This window comes from Kitasatospora sp. NPDC059577 (assembly GCF_042735475.1).
GTDB lineage: Bacteria > Actinomycetota > Actinomycetes > Streptomycetales > Streptomycetaceae > Kitasatospora.
This window is the reverse complement of sequence record NZ_JBHWBZ010000046.1, coordinates 40,694-58,810: the sequence shown is the minus strand read 5'-3', so window position 1 is coordinate 58,810 and position 18,117 is coordinate 40,694. Positions and strand designations below refer to the sequence as shown.

Annotated in this window: 14 protein-coding genes and 2 pseudogenes; 5 read left to right on the top strand and 11 right to left on the bottom strand. The window is 69.7% G+C overall.

Going from position 1 to position 18,117, the window contains the following annotated elements:
• Positions 1–233: 233 nt before the first annotated feature.
• The 4 genes from ACFV0O_RS28870 to ACFV0O_RS28855 form a co-directional block, all read right to left on the bottom strand.
• The gene (locus ACFV0O_RS28870) at positions 234–956 is read right to left on the bottom strand and encodes an anti-sigma factor family protein (RefSeq protein WP_380346596.1); all 723 of its coding nucleotides are present in this window, start codon (positions 954–956) and stop codon (positions 234–236) included.
• Positions 953–1,513, bottom strand: a complete 561-nt coding sequence (locus tag ACFV0O_RS28865; RefSeq protein ID WP_380346595.1) for a sigma-70 family RNA polymerase sigma factor — start codon at positions 1,511–1,513, stop codon at positions 953–955. The genes ACFV0O_RS28870 and ACFV0O_RS28865 overlap by 4 nt, the downstream gene beginning before the upstream one ends.
• Positions 1,514–1,571: 58 nt before the next feature.
• Positions 1,572–2,558, bottom strand: a complete 987-nt coding sequence (locus ACFV0O_RS28860; RefSeq protein WP_380346594.1) for a DUF1996 domain-containing protein — start codon at positions 2,556–2,558, stop codon at positions 1,572–1,574.
• A 94-nt stretch (positions 2,559–2,652) separates the two neighbouring features.
• Entirely contained in the window at positions 2,653–3,273 is a 621-nt protein-coding gene (locus ACFV0O_RS28855; RefSeq protein ID WP_380346593.1) for a hypothetical protein, read from the bottom strand.
• A 204-nt stretch (positions 3,274–3,477) separates the two neighbouring features.
• Between ACFV0O_RS28855 and ACFV0O_RS28850 the strand changes: the two are divergent.
• A pseudogene (locus tag ACFV0O_RS28850) lies at positions 3,478–4,465 on the top strand (transposase); the annotation flags it as partial.
• A gap of 87 nt (positions 4,466–4,552) precedes the next feature.
• A complete protein-coding gene (locus tag ACFV0O_RS28845; RefSeq protein ID WP_380346592.1) occupies positions 4,553–5,386 on the top strand; it encodes a TIGR02391 family protein in 834 nt (277 codons plus the stop codon).
• A 101-nt stretch (positions 5,387–5,487) separates the two neighbouring features.
• On the opposite strand, the gene ACFV0O_RS28840 is transcribed toward ACFV0O_RS28845, so the two are convergent.
• From ACFV0O_RS28840 to ACFV0O_RS28810, 7 genes and pseudogenes are all read right to left on the bottom strand, one after another.
• Positions 5,488–5,625, bottom strand: coding sequence for a hypothetical protein (locus tag ACFV0O_RS28840; RefSeq protein WP_380346591.1), 138 nt, complete (start codon positions 5,623–5,625; stop codon positions 5,488–5,490).
• A gap of 168 nt (positions 5,626–5,793) precedes the next feature.
• Positions 5,794–6,060, bottom strand: a pseudogene (locus ACFV0O_RS28835) (oxidoreductase C-terminal domain-containing protein); the annotation flags it as partial.
• 271 nt (positions 6,061–6,331) lie between these two features.
• Positions 6,332–7,594 (bottom strand): trypsin-like serine protease, encoded by a 1,263-nt coding sequence (locus ACFV0O_RS28830; RefSeq protein WP_380346590.1) that lies wholly within the window; start codon positions 7,592–7,594, stop codon positions 6,332–6,334.
• Between the two features lie 685 nt (positions 7,595–8,279).
• Positions 8,280–8,975, bottom strand: coding sequence for a site-specific integrase (locus ACFV0O_RS28825; protein ID WP_380346589.1), 696 nt, complete (start codon positions 8,973–8,975; stop codon positions 8,280–8,282).
• A gap of 53 nt (positions 8,976–9,028) precedes the next feature.
• Positions 9,029–9,391, bottom strand: coding sequence for a hypothetical protein (locus tag ACFV0O_RS28820; RefSeq protein WP_380346588.1), 363 nt, complete (start codon positions 9,389–9,391; stop codon positions 9,029–9,031).
• 370 nt (positions 9,392–9,761) lie between these two features.
• Positions 9,762–12,221: a putative dsRNA-binding protein gene (locus ACFV0O_RS28815; RefSeq protein ID WP_380346587.1), complete on the bottom strand. Its 2,460-nt coding sequence runs from the start codon at positions 12,219–12,221 to the stop codon at positions 9,762–9,764.
• A 610-nt stretch (positions 12,222–12,831) separates the two neighbouring features.
• Entirely contained in the window at positions 12,832–13,248 is a 417-nt protein-coding gene (locus ACFV0O_RS28810) for a hypothetical protein (RefSeq protein WP_380346586.1), read from the bottom strand.
• Positions 13,249–13,359: 111 nt separating this feature from the next.
• Between ACFV0O_RS28810 and ACFV0O_RS28805 the strand changes: the two genes are divergently transcribed.
• The 3 genes from ACFV0O_RS28805 to ACFV0O_RS28795 all read left to right on the top strand — a co-directional run bounded on the left by ACFV0O_RS28805 (position 13,360) and on the right by ACFV0O_RS28795 (position 17,889).
• Complete coding sequence (locus ACFV0O_RS28805) at positions 13,360–14,757, top strand: hypothetical protein (protein WP_380346585.1); 1,398 nt, start codon at positions 13,360–13,362, stop codon at positions 14,755–14,757.
• Between the two features lie 572 nt (positions 14,758–15,329).
• Positions 15,330–16,997, top strand: coding sequence for a hypothetical protein (locus ACFV0O_RS28800; protein WP_380346584.1), 1,668 nt, complete (start codon positions 15,330–15,332; stop codon positions 16,995–16,997).
• 163 nt (positions 16,998–17,160) lie between these two features.
• Positions 17,161–17,889 (top strand): hypothetical protein, encoded by a 729-nt coding sequence (locus ACFV0O_RS28795; RefSeq protein ID WP_380346583.1) that lies wholly within the window; start codon positions 17,161–17,163, stop codon positions 17,887–17,889.
• Positions 17,890–18,117: the final 228 nt, after the last annotated feature.

Below are 18,117 nucleotides of genomic sequence, written 5' to 3'. Positions count from 1 at the left end.
CCCCCATAGCGGCACGGGCCCGCAACAGCCCCGGCGCCCCCCACCCCCTACCGCACCATATTCACCCCAACATGGGCTCTATACCCGAAACTTGGGGAATTCAGCACTAGACAATCCCGGCCGGGTGGCGGTGGCCACCTGACGGGCCATCGCCTCGGAACTCCGCCGGATTCCGAGGCGATACGGCTCGCAGCAGGGTCCCCCGGCAGCAGCCCGGATCACCTCACGACCTGCTACACCGGGACCGTCACGAAGGTCTTCCCGGCCTCGTTCACCACCGATACCGAGGTGACATCACCCGGATCGACCAGGGCGGAGCCGTCCAGGGTGGTGCCCCCCCTGGCGCCGGCCGGCGAGACCAGCCAGCTGCCCGCGTCCGCCTTCGCGCCGCTGCGGCCGTTGACCACCAGGTGGCAGCGCTCGCCCGCCGGTATGCCGGTCAACGCGGCGTTCACCCGGACCCAGCCCATCGCCGGGGTGAGTGTCAGGGTCATCCGGGCGCCGGTGGACGGGTCGGTCAGCGAGGCCGTTCTGGTCCCGGCCGGCGGCGGGGACACACTGGTGGCCGTCGGCGCAGGACCGGCCGCGACCGGTGGCGCGGGCGCCGTGCTCCGGCCGAGCGACAGCCCGACCGCCAGCACCGCCGCGGCCGCGGCCACCGCGCCGACCCCGAGCCACGCCCGGCGCCGCACCTGCTCCGAGCCACGCTCGCGGCGGGCCTGCCGCAGCGTGCGTTGCAGCAGCAGATCGCCGCCCTCCGGCGGCCCGTCGACCAGGAGCTCCGGCGGAACCTCGCCCAACGCGACCTCCAGATCGCGCAATTCGGCCACCTCCAGCCGGCAGGACGGGCAGCCGGACAGGTGCCGCTCGACCTCCGCCACCTCCGCAGGCTCCAGCACGCCCAGGACATAGGCGCCGACCAGCCCCGCGCTCGGATCGTGCTGCTCCGTGCTCATACCGCCACCTCCTTCAGGCCACCCGTTCCGCCGGAATACGACTTCTTCAGCGCCCGCAGCGCGTAGTGCACCCGGGACTTGACCGTGCCCGCCGGTATGCCCAGCTGGTCGGCGGCCTCGGCGACCGAAAGCCGCTGGAAGTAGATCGAGCGCAGCACCTCGCGGTGCTCCGGCGAGAGCTGCTCCAGTGCCTGTGTCATCACCAGCGTCTCCACCACGCCGTCCGCGTGGTCGCGCTCCACCGGCACGGTGGCGATCTCCTCCGACACCTCGGCCACCTCGGCCGGCCGGGCCGCCCTGGCCCGGATACGGTCGGTGATGAGGTTGCGCTCCACCGTCAGCAGCCAGCCGCGCACCGAGCCCCTGGCCTCGGTCAGCGCCTCGGGGTTGCGCCAGGCGCGGATCAGGGTCTCCTGCACTACGTCCTCGGCGGCCAACCGGTCGCCGGTGAGTCGGATGGCGTACGCGAGCAGCGCTCCGCCGTGTTGCTCGTAGAGCGTCCGGATCAGCGCCTCGTCGGCCGCGTCTCGCCGAGCACCGGCTCGTGTCCTCGCCATCCGCCCATTCCTCCGTCGTCGGGTACCGGAAGCAGCACGTATGACGCGGCTGTCCGGTTCAACCGTTCTCGCGGCAGTTTCGGGCGCCGTTGAGACAGTCCGCCACGGCGGCCGCCCGGTCCTCCGTCATCAGGTCGATGAACACCCCGTGGTCGGTGCGCGGGCTGTGGTGCTGCTCGGGGAAGGTGTCCAAGGCGAACGCCCCGGACGGCGGGGGCCGGTAACCGACGGTCACCCGCAGGTGCGGGACCGGGAAGGTGCCGTGCGGGCAGACGCCCGAGGCGGCGGGGTGGAGCACGTGCGAGCGGTGGTCGCGGCTGTCGGTGGATCGCCCGTCCCAGCAGCTGGGGAAGTCCAGGGTGCGGGTGAGCAGGCTTCCGGCCGGGCAGAGCGGGTAGCGGTCGGTGGTCCGGCCCGGGAAGCCGGTGCAGCCCCAGCGGGCGCGGGCGTCCGCGCCGCCGTCGGTGGCCGCGGTCGGGTCGCCCTCCAGCAGCCGCAGGAAGCGCGGCATCGGCACCACCTTGCTCCACGGGTTGCCGAGGTACTCGACGGTGACGCGCTCGGGCGTCAGGATCTCGCCGAGCGGGCCGTGTTCCTCGTCGTGCCCGGCGTCGCCGCCGGAGCGGTCGGTGCGGCGCAGCACCGGCCAGTAGTAGCTGGAGAGGTCGCCGCCTGCGCAGCTGGTCCCCGCGACGGCGAGGCTCTGGTCGGTGGAGAGCGCGTCGGTGGAGAGGTTGCCGACGTAGTCGTGGACGTGGTGGGCGCCGCCGACGTTGCCCGGCGAGATCACCACGTTGTCGGCGTTGCGGTGCCCCTGCTCGTTGTGACCGCAGTCCTCGGTGTACGTGCCGGTGGACGCGTCCGGGCCGATGGCCCGGGAGGCGCCGTCGACGGGCACGTCGCCGATGGCGACGAAGTCGGACGGGGCGGCGCGGGTCGGCCACAGGCGTACCGCGAGCAACGACAGGCCGAGCACGAGGCAGAGCAGGACGCCGATCGCCGGTCCCGCGCCTCGCGGAGGACGGTGGAGGTGATCCTGGTGCACCGCGCCAGTCTGGCCGGTCGGCCACCGGCCGGGCAAGGCGGTACAGGTCGGCCCTGTCCCGACGGCCGGTCAGGACCGCGCCGCGCGCCGGCGGTCAGTATCCGTACGAGGTGCTGCCGGTCGACTGGCTCTGGGCTGGGGCGGACTGCGCCGGGGCGGCCTGCGCCTTCTTGCCCGCGGGCGTGCTGGCGAACCAGGTCCCGCCGACGCCCTGGCCGTTGGTCTGGCCGGGCGCGCTGTCGCCCGCGAAACGGTACAGCGGCCAGCCGCCCAGGGTCAGCTGCTTGGTCCCGTCGGGCCGGGTGACGGCGCCGACCAGCTCCGAGTCCACCCCCGTGACGGCCACCTTGTCCTGGGTCAGGACCGGCGGCCACTTCGCCGCGCAGGCGTCGGTGCACGTGCTGGCCGAGGGCTTGGCGGTGTCCTTGTCGAAGCGGTACAGGGTGCGGCCGGCGGCGTCCGTCACGATCGGGCCGAGGCCCGCGGAGGTGGCCGCGACCAGCTTGGCACCCTCTGCGGCGCCGGGGGCGCCGGGGGCGCCGGCGGAGGACGCGGGGGACGCGGAGGACGCGGAGGACGCGGGGGTGGCCGCGGCCGGGGCGGCGGCGGGCGCCCCGTAGCCGGACCCGCCACTGCTGCAGGCGGTCGCGGTGAGCAGCAGGGCAGCGAGGCCGGCGACGGCGAGCAGGCGGTGGTTGCGAACGGTCTTGGACATGGCGAACTCCCCTTGGTGGCAGGTGTGTTGGTCTCGGAAGCTTCGTGCTGACGCGTGCCCCCCCAACACGGACGCCGGCCCGGAACGGTTCAAGGTCGGCGAAGAAATTTCTGCCACTGGGTTCCGAGACTGCCTAGAAGACGATGAAGGTGCTGGGTTCTGGCCCCACCACGTGAGTGATGGGGTCAGACTCGTTTCGTAGCGATGGGGGAATGGGCCGGGGAGACGGTCGGGCCGTGCGTCTGGGAGACCTGCTGGGATCTGATCCCGGCAGGGAGCGTGTTCGCATTCCTGGCCGAGCACCGGGGGCGGCTGTTCCCGGCGGGGATGTTCGCGGACATGTGTCCGTCGGCGAACGGCCGGCCGAGCATGCCGCCGCGGGTCCTTGCCGCGGCGATCATTCTGTAGCCCTGCACGGTCTGTCCGACTTCGAGACGGTCCAGGAACTGCGCTGCGACCTGCGCTGGAAGGCCGTCTGCGGGCTGGGCTGCACGACACCGTGTTCGATTCGTCGCTGCTGGCCTACTTCCGCCGCCGTCTTGCCCGCCCCGGCTCGCCGAACCGGGTGATCGAGGCCGTGCGTGAGGTCGTGAAGGCGACCGGCATGCTGAAAGGACGTCAGAAGCGGGCGCTGGAATCCACGGTGCTGGACGACGCGGTCGCCACCCAGGACACCGTCACCCAGCTCATCGCCGCCGTCAGGGCCGTGATTCACGAGGTCCCCGGCGCCGACCGGGTCGCGGCCGCGCAGTGCACCACCCACGACTGCACCGACCCGGGCAAGCCCCGCATCGCCTGGAACGACGAGCAGGCCCGCGCCGACCTCGTCGACGCACTGGTCGGCGACGCGCTCAGGCTGCTGGGCCACCTGCCCGACCAGCAGCTCGGCGAGAAGGCCGCGAACGCGGTCGGCCTGCCGGCCCTGGTCGCCGGGCAGGACGTCGAGCCCGCCGACGAATCCGACGGCCGTGACGGACGCTGGCGCATCACCCAGGGAACCGTCTCGGACCGGGTCGTCTCCATGGTCGACCCCGATACCCGGCACGTCCACAAGACCCGCAGCCACTACCAGGACGGCTACAAGGCCCACCTGGCCGTCGAACCCGAAACCGGCCTGTTCACCGCCGTCGAGCTCACGCCCGGCAGCGGCAGCGACCATCATGAGGCGAGTGTCGCGCTCCACTCCGTCGCCGCCTGGGCACCCCCCGCCGGCACCGCCGAGCGATGCACCCGCATCCCACTCCGGCTGACGGCCGAGCCGGCCGGGGAACGGTGAACCGTGAGCCCTTCCGACGACTCGAAGATCCGCGCCCTGTGGCAGGCGATGGAACGCGCATGGACGGCCGGGGACGGGAACGCCTTCGCCGCCGTCTTCGCGGAGGAGTGCGACTTCACGACGGTCCGCGGCGACAGCACGCCGGGCCGGACGGGAATCGCCAGAGGTCATGAGCGCCTCTTCCGATCGGCCTACCGGTCCAGCCGGCTCACCACGGCGGTCCGCGGCATCCGCTACCTGCGCCCGGACCTCGCCACCGTGACCGCCGAGTCCCGGATCGTCGCGTTGGACGGCGCGGCACTCGCCGACACCCACGCCCTGGCCGTCGTGGAACGCGCGACCGCCTCGGGCGAACGGATCTGGCAGATCGTCACCTTTCACACCATGGTTCCGCTCGGGAACGCGCAACTGGCTCTGACCTGCGCTCTGCATCCGCTGGTCAACGAAGCCGCTGCCGACCGGTTCGCAAAGGGCCTGCACCTTGACGCAGTCCTTCACGCCTTCAAGGCGGTCGAGTACCGGGTGCAAACCCTCTCGGGCTCGACCAAGATCGGCGAGGACCTGATGGGCTTCGTTCTCGGCAGCACAACGCCCAGGCTCACAGTCACCCGCTCGACCGGAGGGTCGCTTCCGAGCGAACAGGCTGGAATGAGGGACCTGTTCAAGGGGGCGATGACAGCCTTGCGTAACCCACGCGCTCACGGACCCCACTATGCAGACGACCCGGATGAGGCTCAGGAGATGCTGATTCTCGCGAGCTTCCTCATGCGTCGCCTGGATCTCGCGGAGGTGGTTTTGAGTGCTCCCGGGACTGCTAGCAGTGTCGCGGCGCCATAGCGCCGGTGCATGAGGCAATCCGTTGGGGCGGCTCCCGCCCGGCCCGTCGGTGGACATGGCCAGCAGGTGCTGTCCGGCGAGCACCTCCAGCCCGGCCATCGTTAGGGGTCGGGGAGGTGGCCGCCGAGCCGGCCCCGGGCGGCCTCCGTGACGGTCAGGTAGAGCCGGTTCAAGGCCGCCGCCCCGTCAGCCGGGGGCAGGTTGGCCCGGATCTCCCGCAACTGGTCGACTGCGTCCACCGACTGTCAACCACGTCGCTCCGGGCAATGGATAGCCGTCCCTCTCTGCGGCGGGGCCGGACGGATGCAGCAGAGCCCCCGGAGACGCTTGGTGGTGTCATTCCGGGGGCCTCTGCTGCCATCGGTGTGTGATCTCAGGTCGCGCGGACGGTGGGTATTCGGCCTCGCTCAGACTTTCCCGAGAGGAATTCCCGGGTCGGCCAGGCGGTCGGCGTCCACCACACGCTTGGAGACGATCAGTTCGCGGATCGGGTCGGTGACGTCCCAGACGTTGACGTTCATCCCGGCGAGCACCCGGCCGCCGGACAGCCAGAACGCGATGAACTCGCGGCCGGCCCGGTCGCCGCGGAAGACCACCTGGTCGTAGCCTCCGGGCTCGACGTAGCCGACGTACTCCATGCCGAGGTCGTACTGGTCAGTCCAGGACTCGGGAACACCCTCGCGAGGGGAAGACGGACTAGTCGCTGGTCAGTGTCGACTTCACGACCGTGCGCGGCCACCACGACGGCGCCGGGATGCGCGTAGCAAGGACGACATGACGGCCTCTTGGAGGAGGCCGCGCGAGCAGGAGACGGCCCGGCAAAGGGGGCCAGCCGTAGGAGCAGAACTGACAGGACGAGCACGGAAGCATCTGACGGTTGCGTAGGATCCGCCTGAAAGAGCCCCGTTCGGCCGGTTGATCGGTTTGCGGACTCGGCTCCGGGCATCACCCGGTGACCAGGTCCGCCAGCCATGACCGAAGGATGTCGCCGGTCTGTACCCATCGGACGCATCGCCACCCACTTGCGCCGGTGGACGGGTCTATTCCTGCTGTCGCGTAGTCGCCGGCACTGATCATTCCCATGCTGGTGACCATACGGTTCGCCCGCCAGATGAACACCGGTCCTCCGCTGTCCCCAGGGGCCACGGCGAGGGCGCTGGTGCGGGTGCAGCCGATGATGCCGGAGACCGTGGTGTTCGGTGCGTCGGGGAGGACCCACTCCGCGTTGTCGACCACGTAGATGCCGCAGCGGTAGTTCAGGGTCCGCCCCGACCTGCACACCTCCCAGCCGGCGAGCGCCCAGTCGTAGCCCGCGTAGGTCGAGTAGTTGTACTCGTCCGTGTAGACCTTGGCCTCGGCTCCTCCCGTCGGCTTGATGACGGCCGCATCGCGGTCCGGTGCGACGTTGTGCACGACCCCGTAGTCGTACGGGCCGCTGGACCACCTGCTGCCGATCCCACCGCAGTGGGCGGCGGTGATCACGTACCGGCCGTCGCGGGGCGTATCCAGTGCGAAGGCACTGGTGCACGACGCGGGGCCGTCGATCCATGCTCCGGCCCAGTGAACAGCGGAGTCCCTCGAAGCGCTCGCCGGTATGGCGCCACCCGTTTCGAAGTGAACGTCCGCCGGGTCGATCCCCAGGCCTACGGCACCCTCGGCCGATTGGCCATCGACTCCGGGGGTGCCGGTCAGCGTCGCGGCGCTCTGTGGGTCGTCCACCAGGACGCGCAGGCTCTTGCCTTCGTGGTCATAGACGATGCCCGTGAGTTTCGCCCCGGACTTCCCCCAAGCGGGCGCCTGTGCCTTGATCCGGTCTGCGGCCCGGTGCAATTGGGCCTTCGAGTATTTGGCAGCTCGGACATCGACGACGACCCCGTCTCGGTCCGTGGCCGCCATCTCACGGCGCGCACGCTCGGCAAGCGTGCGACCGCGGGCCGGATCCGTGGCGAAGACGGTGACGCGAGACGCCTCGGCGTCCACGTAGACGCCGGCGTAGACGTCCTTGTAGTCCTGTTCCTGCGAGGTCTTTTCGATCGCGCTGGACAGGGCAGTCGCGGCGGACTCTGTCGGGTGCGCTACGGGCGCTTGGGCCTGTTCACCGCGTCCAGCCGCGCCGGATGGAGCAGCAGTTCCGGCACACAGAACCGCCGCAAGTGCGGCGGCCAGAAGAGTCGTTCGAAAGTTCCGAGGTTCCAGAATCCTGATCACCAGTTGCCCTTTCACATGGCGTCACGGGTCAGCCAGTCGATGAGCGGGTGGAGCCGAACGGAGCCTACGGAACGGGTCGCGCACTGGACAGCGTGTCAAAGTACGCCGAACTGCATCTTCTTGGGGTGCGCCTGACAAACTTCCAGCCACTCGGCATCACGGACCGCGCGGCGTTCAAGTGCCACCTCCAGGTGGCCTTGAGCACGTTCACCCGTACGTGGCTGAGCACTTTCACCTGTACGCCGACACCGGGGCGGCCGAGGATAGCAACGCGATGCCGCGCTGTCCGCGCACCCAGCGCCGGAGGGTGGTGGCGGTTGCCCTCTTGGGCAGCCAGGATCGCAGTTCCGGTGCGGTGCCGAACTGGAGCCTGAGACGAGAGTGGCGATCACTCCCTGGAGTAGCCGAGACCGAGTCGGGGGGACTCGTTGGGGGCCACGCGTCGTTCACCACCGTCTCTGAGGTGCATTTCGGTGAACGAACAGCGCGGGCTGTCTACCGTCTGACGTGCAGCTATGGCTATGGCCGGGCGACTGGGGGTCAAGGGGTTGCAGGTTCAAATCCTGTCGTCCCGACGTATGTGACCAGCGGGTCTGTCAGAAATGACAGGCCCGCTGTTCTCGTTCGGGTGAACGGTGATGGCGACGTGATGGCAGGACACATAGGCCTGGTGACGTTCTGCCAGCTACGCGGCCTCCGGAAGGCCTGACGCTTCGCCGCAGGGGGCGGCGGAAGGCGGCGAGGCGTCGTCGAGCGCCTGGCACAGGGCGGTTACAGCATCGCGCGCGGCGTGCGGGAGCAGATGGCCGTAGATGTTGACCGTGGTCGACAGCGTCGAGTGCCGCAGCGTCTTCGACACCACGGCCAGCGGAACCTCAGAGCTGATCATGATGCTGGCGGCATGCCGTAGGTCGTGAACCCCGATCCGCGGGAGACCGATCTCCGCCGACCTGCGGCGCAGCGTGACCAGGAGCTGTTGCGGGCATAGCGGCGCGCCGTCCGGCTGGCAGAACACGAGTCCTTCGAGCGGGGCGTCCTCCGGCTGGAGCGCCCGCGCGGCCGCGGCGCGTCGCTCCAGCGCGGCGACGACCCGAGCAGACAGGCTGACCCAGTTGCGGCTCGCCTTGGTCTTCGGGTGGCCCAGGCGGAGATCGTTGTTGTCGACGGCCGTGAGGTTCCACCGCACCAGCAGTATCCGCTCGGCCAGGTGCACCTCGGGCCAGTGCAGACCCAGAAGTTCGCCGCGGCGCATCCCGGTACCCAGCAGCACCTCGAAGGCGTCCGCCAGCTGGTCGCCGTAGGTGTCGTGGTTGTGCCGCAGGAACGCCGCAGCCTGCGATGGGGTCCAGCAGATCCGCTCGGGAGCGGCGGGGCGGGGCATAACGGCGTAGCGCGCCGGGTTGTCGGCCAGCCGTCGGGTGCGGACCGCGGTGTTCAGGGCGCTGGAGAGGTGGCGCCGGCGTGGTAGACGCTGGTGCGTCCCCGTCCGCGGGCCAGCTCGGCGTCGTTCCAGGCGGTGATGTGCCGTTCGCGCAGATCGGACAGCTTGAGCCGGCCGAAGGCCGGTATGAGGTCGTTGTGTACGTGGTCGCGGTATCGGGCGAAGGTAGTGGGCTTGAGCACGTCCTCCTTGGTGCGCGGCCAGCCGGCCAGATAGCCGGCCACCGTCAGGTCGTCGTCGCGGTCCAGGCCGGTGCGCTCGCACTCAAGAGCATGCTCCAGCGCCGCGCGGGCGGCCTTGCGGGTGGGGAAGCCGCTGCGGCACCGCTGCCGGTGGCGTCCGTCGGTCGAGGGCACGCCGAAGGCGTAGGCCCAGGAGCCGAGGCGTTGCGCGGTTGAGGCTGGGGCACCGCGCGCCGAACTGATTTCCGTTGGCGTCGCGGCAGCCGCATCGCCGGTAGATCCGTCCACGGTCAGGATGAGCAGCCATGCGTTCCTCCAGAAGAAGAGCCTGCCCCCACGATGGCTGTCAGCGCTTGGGGAAGGCAGCTGGCGGAGCATGGCGTTTGAGTTGCCATCACTCTGCCAACACCCGCCACCTGTTCGTCGTCGTGGACAGGGCTTACCCCTTGGCGATGGGCTTGATGAGAGAGCCCTCCCAGCCCAGTCTCGGTGGTCACCGCCGACCTGTCTGCCTGCGCCCGGAAAGCTGGAGGAGGCAGCCAGGTCAGGGTCCGGGCAGCACAGCGTCCTGAGCACGGCCCGGCAGGATGTCCCGCGGGTAGTCGCTATCTGCGGCGAAATCCCTTTGCGGGTCCTCATCGGCGCGCTGTTCAGAGATGGCGGCTGTATCTACACCGGCCTGCCGAGGCCGTGGGGCGCTGCTCGTGTATGCGTCCAGGCCGACCCGTGCAAGAGCCGGCAGCGACGCCAGCTCGAGGGGCTGAGTGAGCTCTAGCAGGACCCGGTCCTCGTCCGGAGTGCAGGAGAAGAAGGGAACGGTGCTGTTGAGCAGGCTGGTGAGCGCGTTGCATGTTGCTGGGACATCGACGCCCGGAAGCTCGATCAGCACATGAGCGTTCTCGTCGGGCGCGGCTAGCTCGATGTTCACGGCTCTACCAGCCGCCGCCGCAGCCTGCGCACACCACTCCAGCACCGCGGTCAACGCGCCGGTCTGCTGAGGTAGCAGTTGCCTGTCGCGCGTTACCCACTCGTCCGATATTCGCAGAGCGACCTTGGCGGTTGAGCTGCGCCACCAGTCGACGACCGCGCCTCGGAGATCGGCGGCCAGCGGGTGATCCAGAGCCCGCGAGGTTGCTTGCGCGGCGAGACCGCGCGCGACGGCCTCGGAGCCTTCGCCCAGTGCCCTGTGTGCTCGTGCCAACGGAGAGGTATGGCCGATCCGTTGGTAGCGGACTGCTGCCCGGTACAAGGACGATATGGCGTCGGCCAGCATTTCGGGGATCCTGCCGACAAGCCCGGAGGCTGCCTCGGCCCAGACCGCGAACGCCCTAGTGTCCCCGGTGACGAGCGCTGCCATACCGAGGTCTCCCCGAGCAACGGCACGCTCCATCGCTCGCTGACTGAGGGTCGCTGCACCCTCTATCTGGGAGAGCAGCATGCCGCAGGCCAGCGCGCGTTCTTGGGCGTTCCATGCAGGATTCTCGCTGACGAGGTCAGCCGTGATGATGTCAAGCACCTCGCGCGACGCCTGGATCTTGGCAGCACTATGCCCTCGGCCTCCGTCCTTGGCCTGCCAGGTGAGGGTGCGGCGATGGCTCGTCATGGTCAGCCGGCAGTAATAGACGCTTTGGTGGTCAGGCCCAGTCACCTCGAATTCGTGGTCGAGGCCAATCCCGTAGGCGCTGCAGATCTGCTGCAGTTGGGTGAAGGAATCCAGTTCGTGGCCGAGTCCTTCCAGCCAGCGGTCCAGAGCATCGGGACGTCGCTGCAGTAGCCGGATTCTGTGGGCACGCCAGGCGACGGCCAGCACGCCTTGTGCGGCTCCGTCGAGCAGCCGGGATCTCTCTCGACCGGTTTCACCCCGTCCGAGGAGAAGGCCTGCGTCAAGGTTCAGCGCCTGGCCGAGCTGGTGGGTCCACTCGTTGTTGATGCCAGTGATTCGGGCCTGGTCCTCGTCTGGATCCAAAGTCGTCGAGAAGGTGTTGCGGCACCGCGTGAGGGCGGCCAGGAACGCTGACACGAGGGAGCCGTGGTGCGCGAGGAAGGTATTGTCGCGCTGGCGCGCCGAGGCCAGCTCCTGCTTGTTCTCGTACGCCCAAGAGGTGTGAGTCAGCGCCTGCGTGAGCCAGGGCTCCTCCCGCTGGTCGAGCTCGAACATGGCCCGCAGATCGGCGACCGTTTCGCGGTGAGCCTTCCCCGGAGCTGAATAGCACAGAGGCGGTACGGTCCTCGCGGACACTGCCTCGGCCTCCGCGCGCTGGCGGCGGGCAAAGCGGCCCAAGAACGCCTGGGCGGCGGCGCTGCGCGCGGCCTTCTTCGACGGACCCTTTCCCTCGGCCTGGCGGCCGTCTTCACTGTCGACCACGGCTGTGAAGACACGCGCGTGGTCAGGACCGTTCTCCCGGTAGGTCCACGTCAAGCGAGTCCTCGAAAACTCGCGTTCCAACTCGCTTACGGGTGATTCGCCTCGTGTGACGACAACGGATGTCAGGGATGGGCACACCGTCTCCAGCAGAGTAGCTGCGACAGAGAAGCAGCCATGGAGGGCAAGAGCGCCCAGAACCTGATAGGAGACCTGCTCGTAGACGGAGGCGGCACCGCCGTTCGCGGCCTCGCCCTTCCCTAGCTGAGCCGCACCGAGGGACCGCAGCCACTGGCCCAGCTCCTGCCGGACCGTGGTGGCCATCCGGACGACATCGCTGCTCTGCGCCCCAGCCGTGGCCGGAGCAGCGACCTTCACGTAGGTGTCGGCGCATACGAGGTCAGCGTAGGACCGGCCAAGCCGCTGCAGCATGGTCAGGCTCTTCGCGCCGACTTCTTCAAGATCGTGCAAGTTCTCGTAGAGGTGGCTGGTGTGGAAGCTCGCCAGTGCCAACCAGCGTCTCAGGTCTTCGGTGGCTCCGCCGTTGAGCCCGCATGCGTTCAGGGTTGACTGCAGCTGAGAGTGTGGGGACTCGACCCCTTCCGGGATACCGAGAAGCCGGGCCGGTTCCACGTCGATCACGCGATACGCCCGGTTTGCCAGTTGGCTGTCGTCAGATCGCTGACTTGTTGCAGGCCGCGGCGATGGTGCCGTGGTTGCGATTTGAGTCCGATGCGCGTGTTGACTTGAGGAATGGCGGGCGTTCCGTGACCGGTTGGGTCGTCGAGAGGGTCGGTCTAGTTCTGCGCGTAGATCCGCGAGTAGCCACCATGGGAGGACGCTGGGCGGTACCGCGCCGTCATAGAACAGACTGGCTGCGTCCGTGCACATCTGGGACCGGCCCCAGTCGCCGAGGAGTCCATATCGGCGGCCGATCTGACGGATCGCCGAGCGCACGCGTTCGTAGGGGATCGTCCTGCCGTCCATGGTGTACGAGCGCCGAAGCGCGGCGGCTTGGATTGCCTGCGCGATCCGGTGCACGGGGGTAGGGACCGGATGGTCGCGCAGAGAAACGATACCGACCCAGTGATTCACGATGCTCTCCCCTTCCGTGCTCTCCCGTACGGGTAGGCCTGCCCCCGGCATGCACGTGATGTGCACGAGGCAGGCGCGAGCGCCCGGCAGTAGCGATCACAGGCTGCTCGGCGGACGTCCAAGCAGGTCTTGCTGAGCCGGCGCCACCCAGCGGTGGTCAGTTTGCCGCAAAGCGGCGCGATCCTGAGGGCACTTGGGCAGGTACGAGCGAAGGCCTTCTGGAATGGGTCACTTCTGAGTATGCGCTGCAACCAGGCCAACACCGGCAGGTCCGCTGGACGAACTCCGGGTTCTCGTCGAGCTGCCCGAAGCCCTTCATCCCGGCAAGGTTGGCGTCGCCGGCGGTGGCGGAGACCAGGCGGGCGAGCAGCGGCAGCGTCCGGAACATGGCGACGGTACCGGTGCGGGCGGCTTCCAGAGCCTGCTCGTCGGTCGCCCGCACCGCGGCAGTGAGGGCGGGCAGGGAGACCAGGAGGCCGGCGTCGAACAGCACTGCCGCCGGACCGGTCAGCCACGGGCTCGCCGCGCCGACACGCTCCCGGCGCCCCAGAGCGAGGCCGAGCGCCTTCTCCACGGTCTGGGCCTTCGCCGTTTCGCACCACCGCCACGGCTGTGCTCCCAGGGCTCGCGTGTACAAATCGGCCTGGAAGTCCCCCAAGGCTCCGTCCGGCCCCACAATGCCGGTGTGAACATTCGACTCCAGTTGATCGACAGGTACCGGGAGCTGCGGAATGCCCCGAACACCCAGGTGGCCAAGGCGAAGCGCGGCCGGGAATTCAACCAGTACCTCGCCGACGTGCTGACCGCTGGCGGTACCGAGGCACGGGCGGACAACCGGGGCCAAGACGGCCGTGACGAGATCGACGTGGTCTTCGCGGTCGACGGCGTCAGCTACATCGCCGAGGCGAAGTGGCTGGCCGAGGCCGTGGACGACGACCAGATCGGAAAGATCGAACGGCGCCTGAAGACGCGCCTGTCAGGCATCCGCCCGGGGTTCTTCTCCATCTCCGGCTACATCTCCGCAGTCTTGGAGAACTCCAAGAAGGACCCGGCCGTGGTGCTGCTCGACCGGGCGCACATCGAGGCACTGGTGTCGGAACTGCTCACGCCCCACCAGCTGTTCTCCCGCCTGCACACCATCGCCGCCCGCCGCGGCGGCTCCTACGTGAGCCTCACGGATCTGCTCACCCCGGACCGGCCGGCCCCCGTACCCCGCTGGTCCGCCGCCGCCACCGACACCGTCCTTCCCAGCGCCGAGTACGCCCCCGGGGTGACGGTCCGGCCGCTGTGGGCAGCCACCTCGTTCGAGGAACCGACCGGCCTCACCCGCGCGAACGGGCAGGAGGTGCTGGTGACGACCCGCGGCGGCGTGCACCGTCTCGACACCGCCACCGGCAGCACGGTCCCCAAGGGGGACCTGGTGCTTTACGGGCACGTTCACGAGAGCAGCGCGCAGCTCCGCGGCGACGGCGAGCTCCTGGTGCTGAGCGGAGACGTCGTGGTCTCCCGCAAGGACGGCGAGCTGGAGGCGGTCGCGGGCGCGATCGCTGGCGCCGGCCGCCTGCTCGCCCATCCCGACGGCAGCGTGTGGGCGTTCTCCAGCACCGGCCCCACCGGCCCGGTCTATCAGGGCTCCCACACCCTGGTCAGCGTCGGCGACCGGCTCGGCGACGAGCAGCGGTACAGCATCGAGTTCGACGGGCAGGTTGACGACGTCGTCTTCACCGAGGACGGCCGACTCTACCTGGCCGGCGGCAGCAAGAGCGGCCGCCTGGACGTCGGACCGGACATGGTCCTGGACCAGGAGAACTGGCGCGACGGCCCGCCCATGAGCTGCACCGCGCTGCTCGCCCTGGACGCGAACACCGTGCTCAGCGTCGGCCCGGACCCGAGCGGGGCCGCCGTCGTCCTCTACCGGACCGACCTGACCACCAACCAGCACTCGCTGGTGTGCCGCCTGCCCGGCCTCAACCGGGCTGTGGCGCTCGCCCTCGCCGGTGACGGGCGGGTCCTGCTGCTGGCAGATAACCGCGGCAACGAGGTGGGACCGCATCCGGTTCTCCTGGAGGTGGAACTGGCATAACCCGCACCGGGGCCGCTCCGCCGGGGTTGGACTACGTGCCGGCCGCCGTTCGGGCCTGGGGGTGGCCGAGTACGGACAGGACCCGGGCTGGTCCCGGCCCGAGTGCGCGGCGCCTGGCGGCCTGGCCGGTAGTGCGGGTGCTGCTCGGTCGGGCCCTGAGTCGGGGCGCGTTGGGGCGGCGGTCGGCGCACTTCCGGCTCACCGCGCGGTGAACCCAGGAGATGCGGGTCCGCCCCGCGGCGCATGCTGACGGGGCATCATGCTGGTACGGGCGACCTCACTCCTTCGCCGGGGCACACCGCCTACCTCGATCAGCTCGGAGCCAGGGCACGCGATCTGAGCGGCGAGGACCGTAGCCGGATCGAGGAGGCCGCGGTACAGGTGTGGGAGAACCCGACGCCCGGGGCCATCGGTGCGCTGCTTACCGTGCTGCAGGAAGCGGGAATCGAGTAAGGACTGGTGGCGCTCCCGAGGCCCGCGGAACTGGAGTCGCCGGGTTGCCAAGGCCCACGAAAATCGGTGCGCGCCGACCACGACTGCTCCGATACTGCTGGTGACGAAAGCGAGGCCCCGTGCCGCAGATCGAGCCGAGCGTGCTCACCGCACTCATGAAGGCGGCGAAGGACGCCCCGTTCCACACATCCACCGCGTTCGCCCTCCGGGCCGCGGACGTCGGTTCGCGCGCTGCCGCCGAACAGCGGGATGCACTGGTTGCAGCCCTGCGCCTCCGGCCGTCCGAGGGGACAAAGTCTCGCAAGGAGGCGCAGGCGGGGCTGCCGAGTCAGCCCGCACCAGCCCAGTTGGAGATCTGGAACCTGTACGCGGACGGCGTGAGTGATCCCCTCCTTCGCGGCCACCTCCATCATCTGCTCCTCGACGCCGGCCACGGCCGTACGTACGACCACATCTGCGGCGCAGCGACCGGGTACCTCGACGCGGCGCAGCTGCTGCTGGCCACTCCCCGGGAGGGCCACGGGCTGTCGCGGGCCGCCAGATGCCTGACGAGGGCCAGGGAGTTGGCCCGCAGGTTCAACCAGCCTCTTCTTCGTGACCGCGCGACCACGGACGCCCTTGCCCTGGCCGAGCGCATCCTGGACGGAGACGAGGACGAGGGGCGAGCCCTGCTGGGTCTCCTGGAGGAGCTGAGGGGTCCGCGAGGCGACGCCGCGGTCCTCGCGGACCTCGCCGAGCGGGCGGCTGAGCGCTTCGCCCATGACGTGGACGACCGGCTCGGCTTCCTTGAGCTGTTGCGGGAGAGCGCGCCCCCGAGCCGCCGTACGGAGATCGACACTGCGGTGGTTCACACCCTCCTCGATGCCGCTGATGTTGCCGATGCCGGGCACCGCCGCCTGTACTACCTGACGGAGGCAGCGACCGAGGCGCAGAAGCGGGGCTTGTCCGAGTTGCGGGTACGTGCCGTGATGGCGCTGCAGCAGACCACGCTGGAGTGGACTGTGATCCGCAGTGAGGGCACCCTCCCGCGTGCGTTGGTTGCCGGGCAGCGGGCGCTGGTCGATGCCGCCCCAGATCTGCAGACCGCACTGTGGCGCACCGTGGAGGACATCCATCCGGCGATGCGCACGCAGGCCCAGGCCGAGGCCGACGGCGCGCTTGAGGGCCTTCTGCGACTCCCGCGCTCGCGCATCAACCCGGCCGGACCGGTCTTCGTCCGCCCGCCCGTCGACGCCGACGACGACCACGCCGTGCAGATGCAGGTCGACGGCCTGGGCGTGTTCGGGAGGCTGACCGCGGTCCAGCTCGACCGCATCCACGAGCGCTTCCGGCCCGACGAGTTCGAGATGATCGGCGCTCTGGCACACGAGACGGTGCTGCCCGAACCCCGCGCGCGGATCCTCGCCCGGGCCTTCCTCTACTACTGGCTGGGGGAGTTCGAGGCCGCGGCGTGCGTCGCGCTGCCCCAGGTCGAGCAGATCCTCCGGGAGCTCCTGCGTACCCGGGTCTCCATCGTTTCCGTGGCCAAGGGGCAGACCCCCGGTGGAGTCGCCATGCTGGGCGGGCTGCTGCAGAGCATGCCGGAGGCCGGGTACCCGGCGGACTGGAGCCGAGCGCTGGAACTCCTCCTGGTTGATTCCGACCGCGGGATGAACCTGCGCAACGACATCCTCCACGGCCTGACTGGCACTCCGCCCAGGCACCACGTCGCGCTCATCCTCCAAGCGGCGCTGTACCTGCTCAGCCACGCGCACGGTCAACGCGCAGCACCCAGAACGACAGCCTGATCCGCTCGGGCAGGAGCCGGCCGCGCCCGGTCCGTTCTGCGGGGGAGCGCGCCGCCTGCCGCCCCGACCCGCGGCAGCCCGCTCGCGCGAAAACGGGCTGCCCCCGTCGGCCGACTCGGCAACAATGCAGGCTGAAGGACCGCACGGAGCAGGAGGAACGTCGATGGGTCACGAACGCGAGGTCGCCCCGCCCGGGCTGCGCAAAGTCCTCCAAGACCTCGTGCATGCCCTGGAGGACGAGGCGGTCCCGACCCTCGCCGACTGGCTCGACATCCCGGTGCCCGCCGGCCTGTGGGGCGCGGACAAGTACGACTGGGTCAACGAGCGGCTGCAGCGACTCCCGGACCCCAAGGTGTTCGACCTGCTGGAGCAGGCCCTGAACTCCACCGGGATGGGGTGGTCGTCCTATGACGAGCGGGTCAACAAGGTCCTCAAGGAGGCCGGGATCGGGCTCGTCATGATCGACGGCAACTTCGTTGAGGACGATGAGGGGGCCGAGGAACTGGACGTCCAGGACGCCACCGTCCGCCCGCTGACCCTGCTCACCGGGAAGTACGCCTCCGCCCGCGCGAACTGGTTCAAGACCCTGGCCGCGCAGAAGGCCGGCGACGACCGCCAGGCCGTCGCCCTGGCCGTCAACACCCTGGAAGGCGTCGTCAGGATCGCCTCCGGAGAGAAGAGCATCAACGCCGGGTTGGTCAAGCTGTTCCCGGAAGGCGAGCGCTCCCCGCTGCGCAGCGCGATCAACCAGCTCCACAACTACGGCTCCTCCATGCCGTGGGTGCGCCACGGCGGCGGCGCGAAGGACTTGGAGATGAAGCGGATCGAGGCCCTCGGCGTGGTGAGGGCCGCCGCCGTGTGGATCGTCATGCTGATCAACCTGGACACGTAGGACCGCGTCCACTTTGGCGTGCCCGGTCGATCCGAAGACTCCCCCGACACGGCGAAGGCGGTGAGCGCCGCGTTGCCCATCGCGGTTACCGCCGCGGTCTCGCTGGGCGTGAACCAGGCCGGCCCCGTCCCGGTGTAGGTCACCGCGCCGAAGACGGTGGTGACGAGGGACACGGCCTGTCCATCGGGCAGGGTCTCGGTGAAGGTGACGGTGTCCACGGGCACTCCC

Coding starts and splice junctions, on each gene's coding strand:
- ACFV0O_RS28870 (WP_380346596.1), bottom strand. CDS start 956: ATGAGCACGGAGCAGCACGATCCGAGCGCGGGGCTGGTCGGCGCCTAT.
- ACFV0O_RS28865 (WP_380346595.1), bottom strand. CDS start 1,513: ATGGCGAGGACACGAGCCGGTGCTCGGCGAGACGCGGCCGACGAGGCG.
- ACFV0O_RS28855 (WP_380346593.1), bottom strand. CDS start 3,273: ATGTCCAAGACCGTTCGCAACCACCGCCTGCTCGCCGTCGCCGGCCTC.
- ACFV0O_RS28825 (WP_380346589.1), bottom strand. CDS start 8,975: ATGCCCCGCCCCGCCGCTCCCGAGCGGATCTGCTGGACCCCATCGCAG.
- ACFV0O_RS28795 (WP_380346583.1), top strand. CDS start 17,161: ATGGGTCACGAACGCGAGGTCGCCCCGCCCGGGCTGCGCAAAGTCCTC.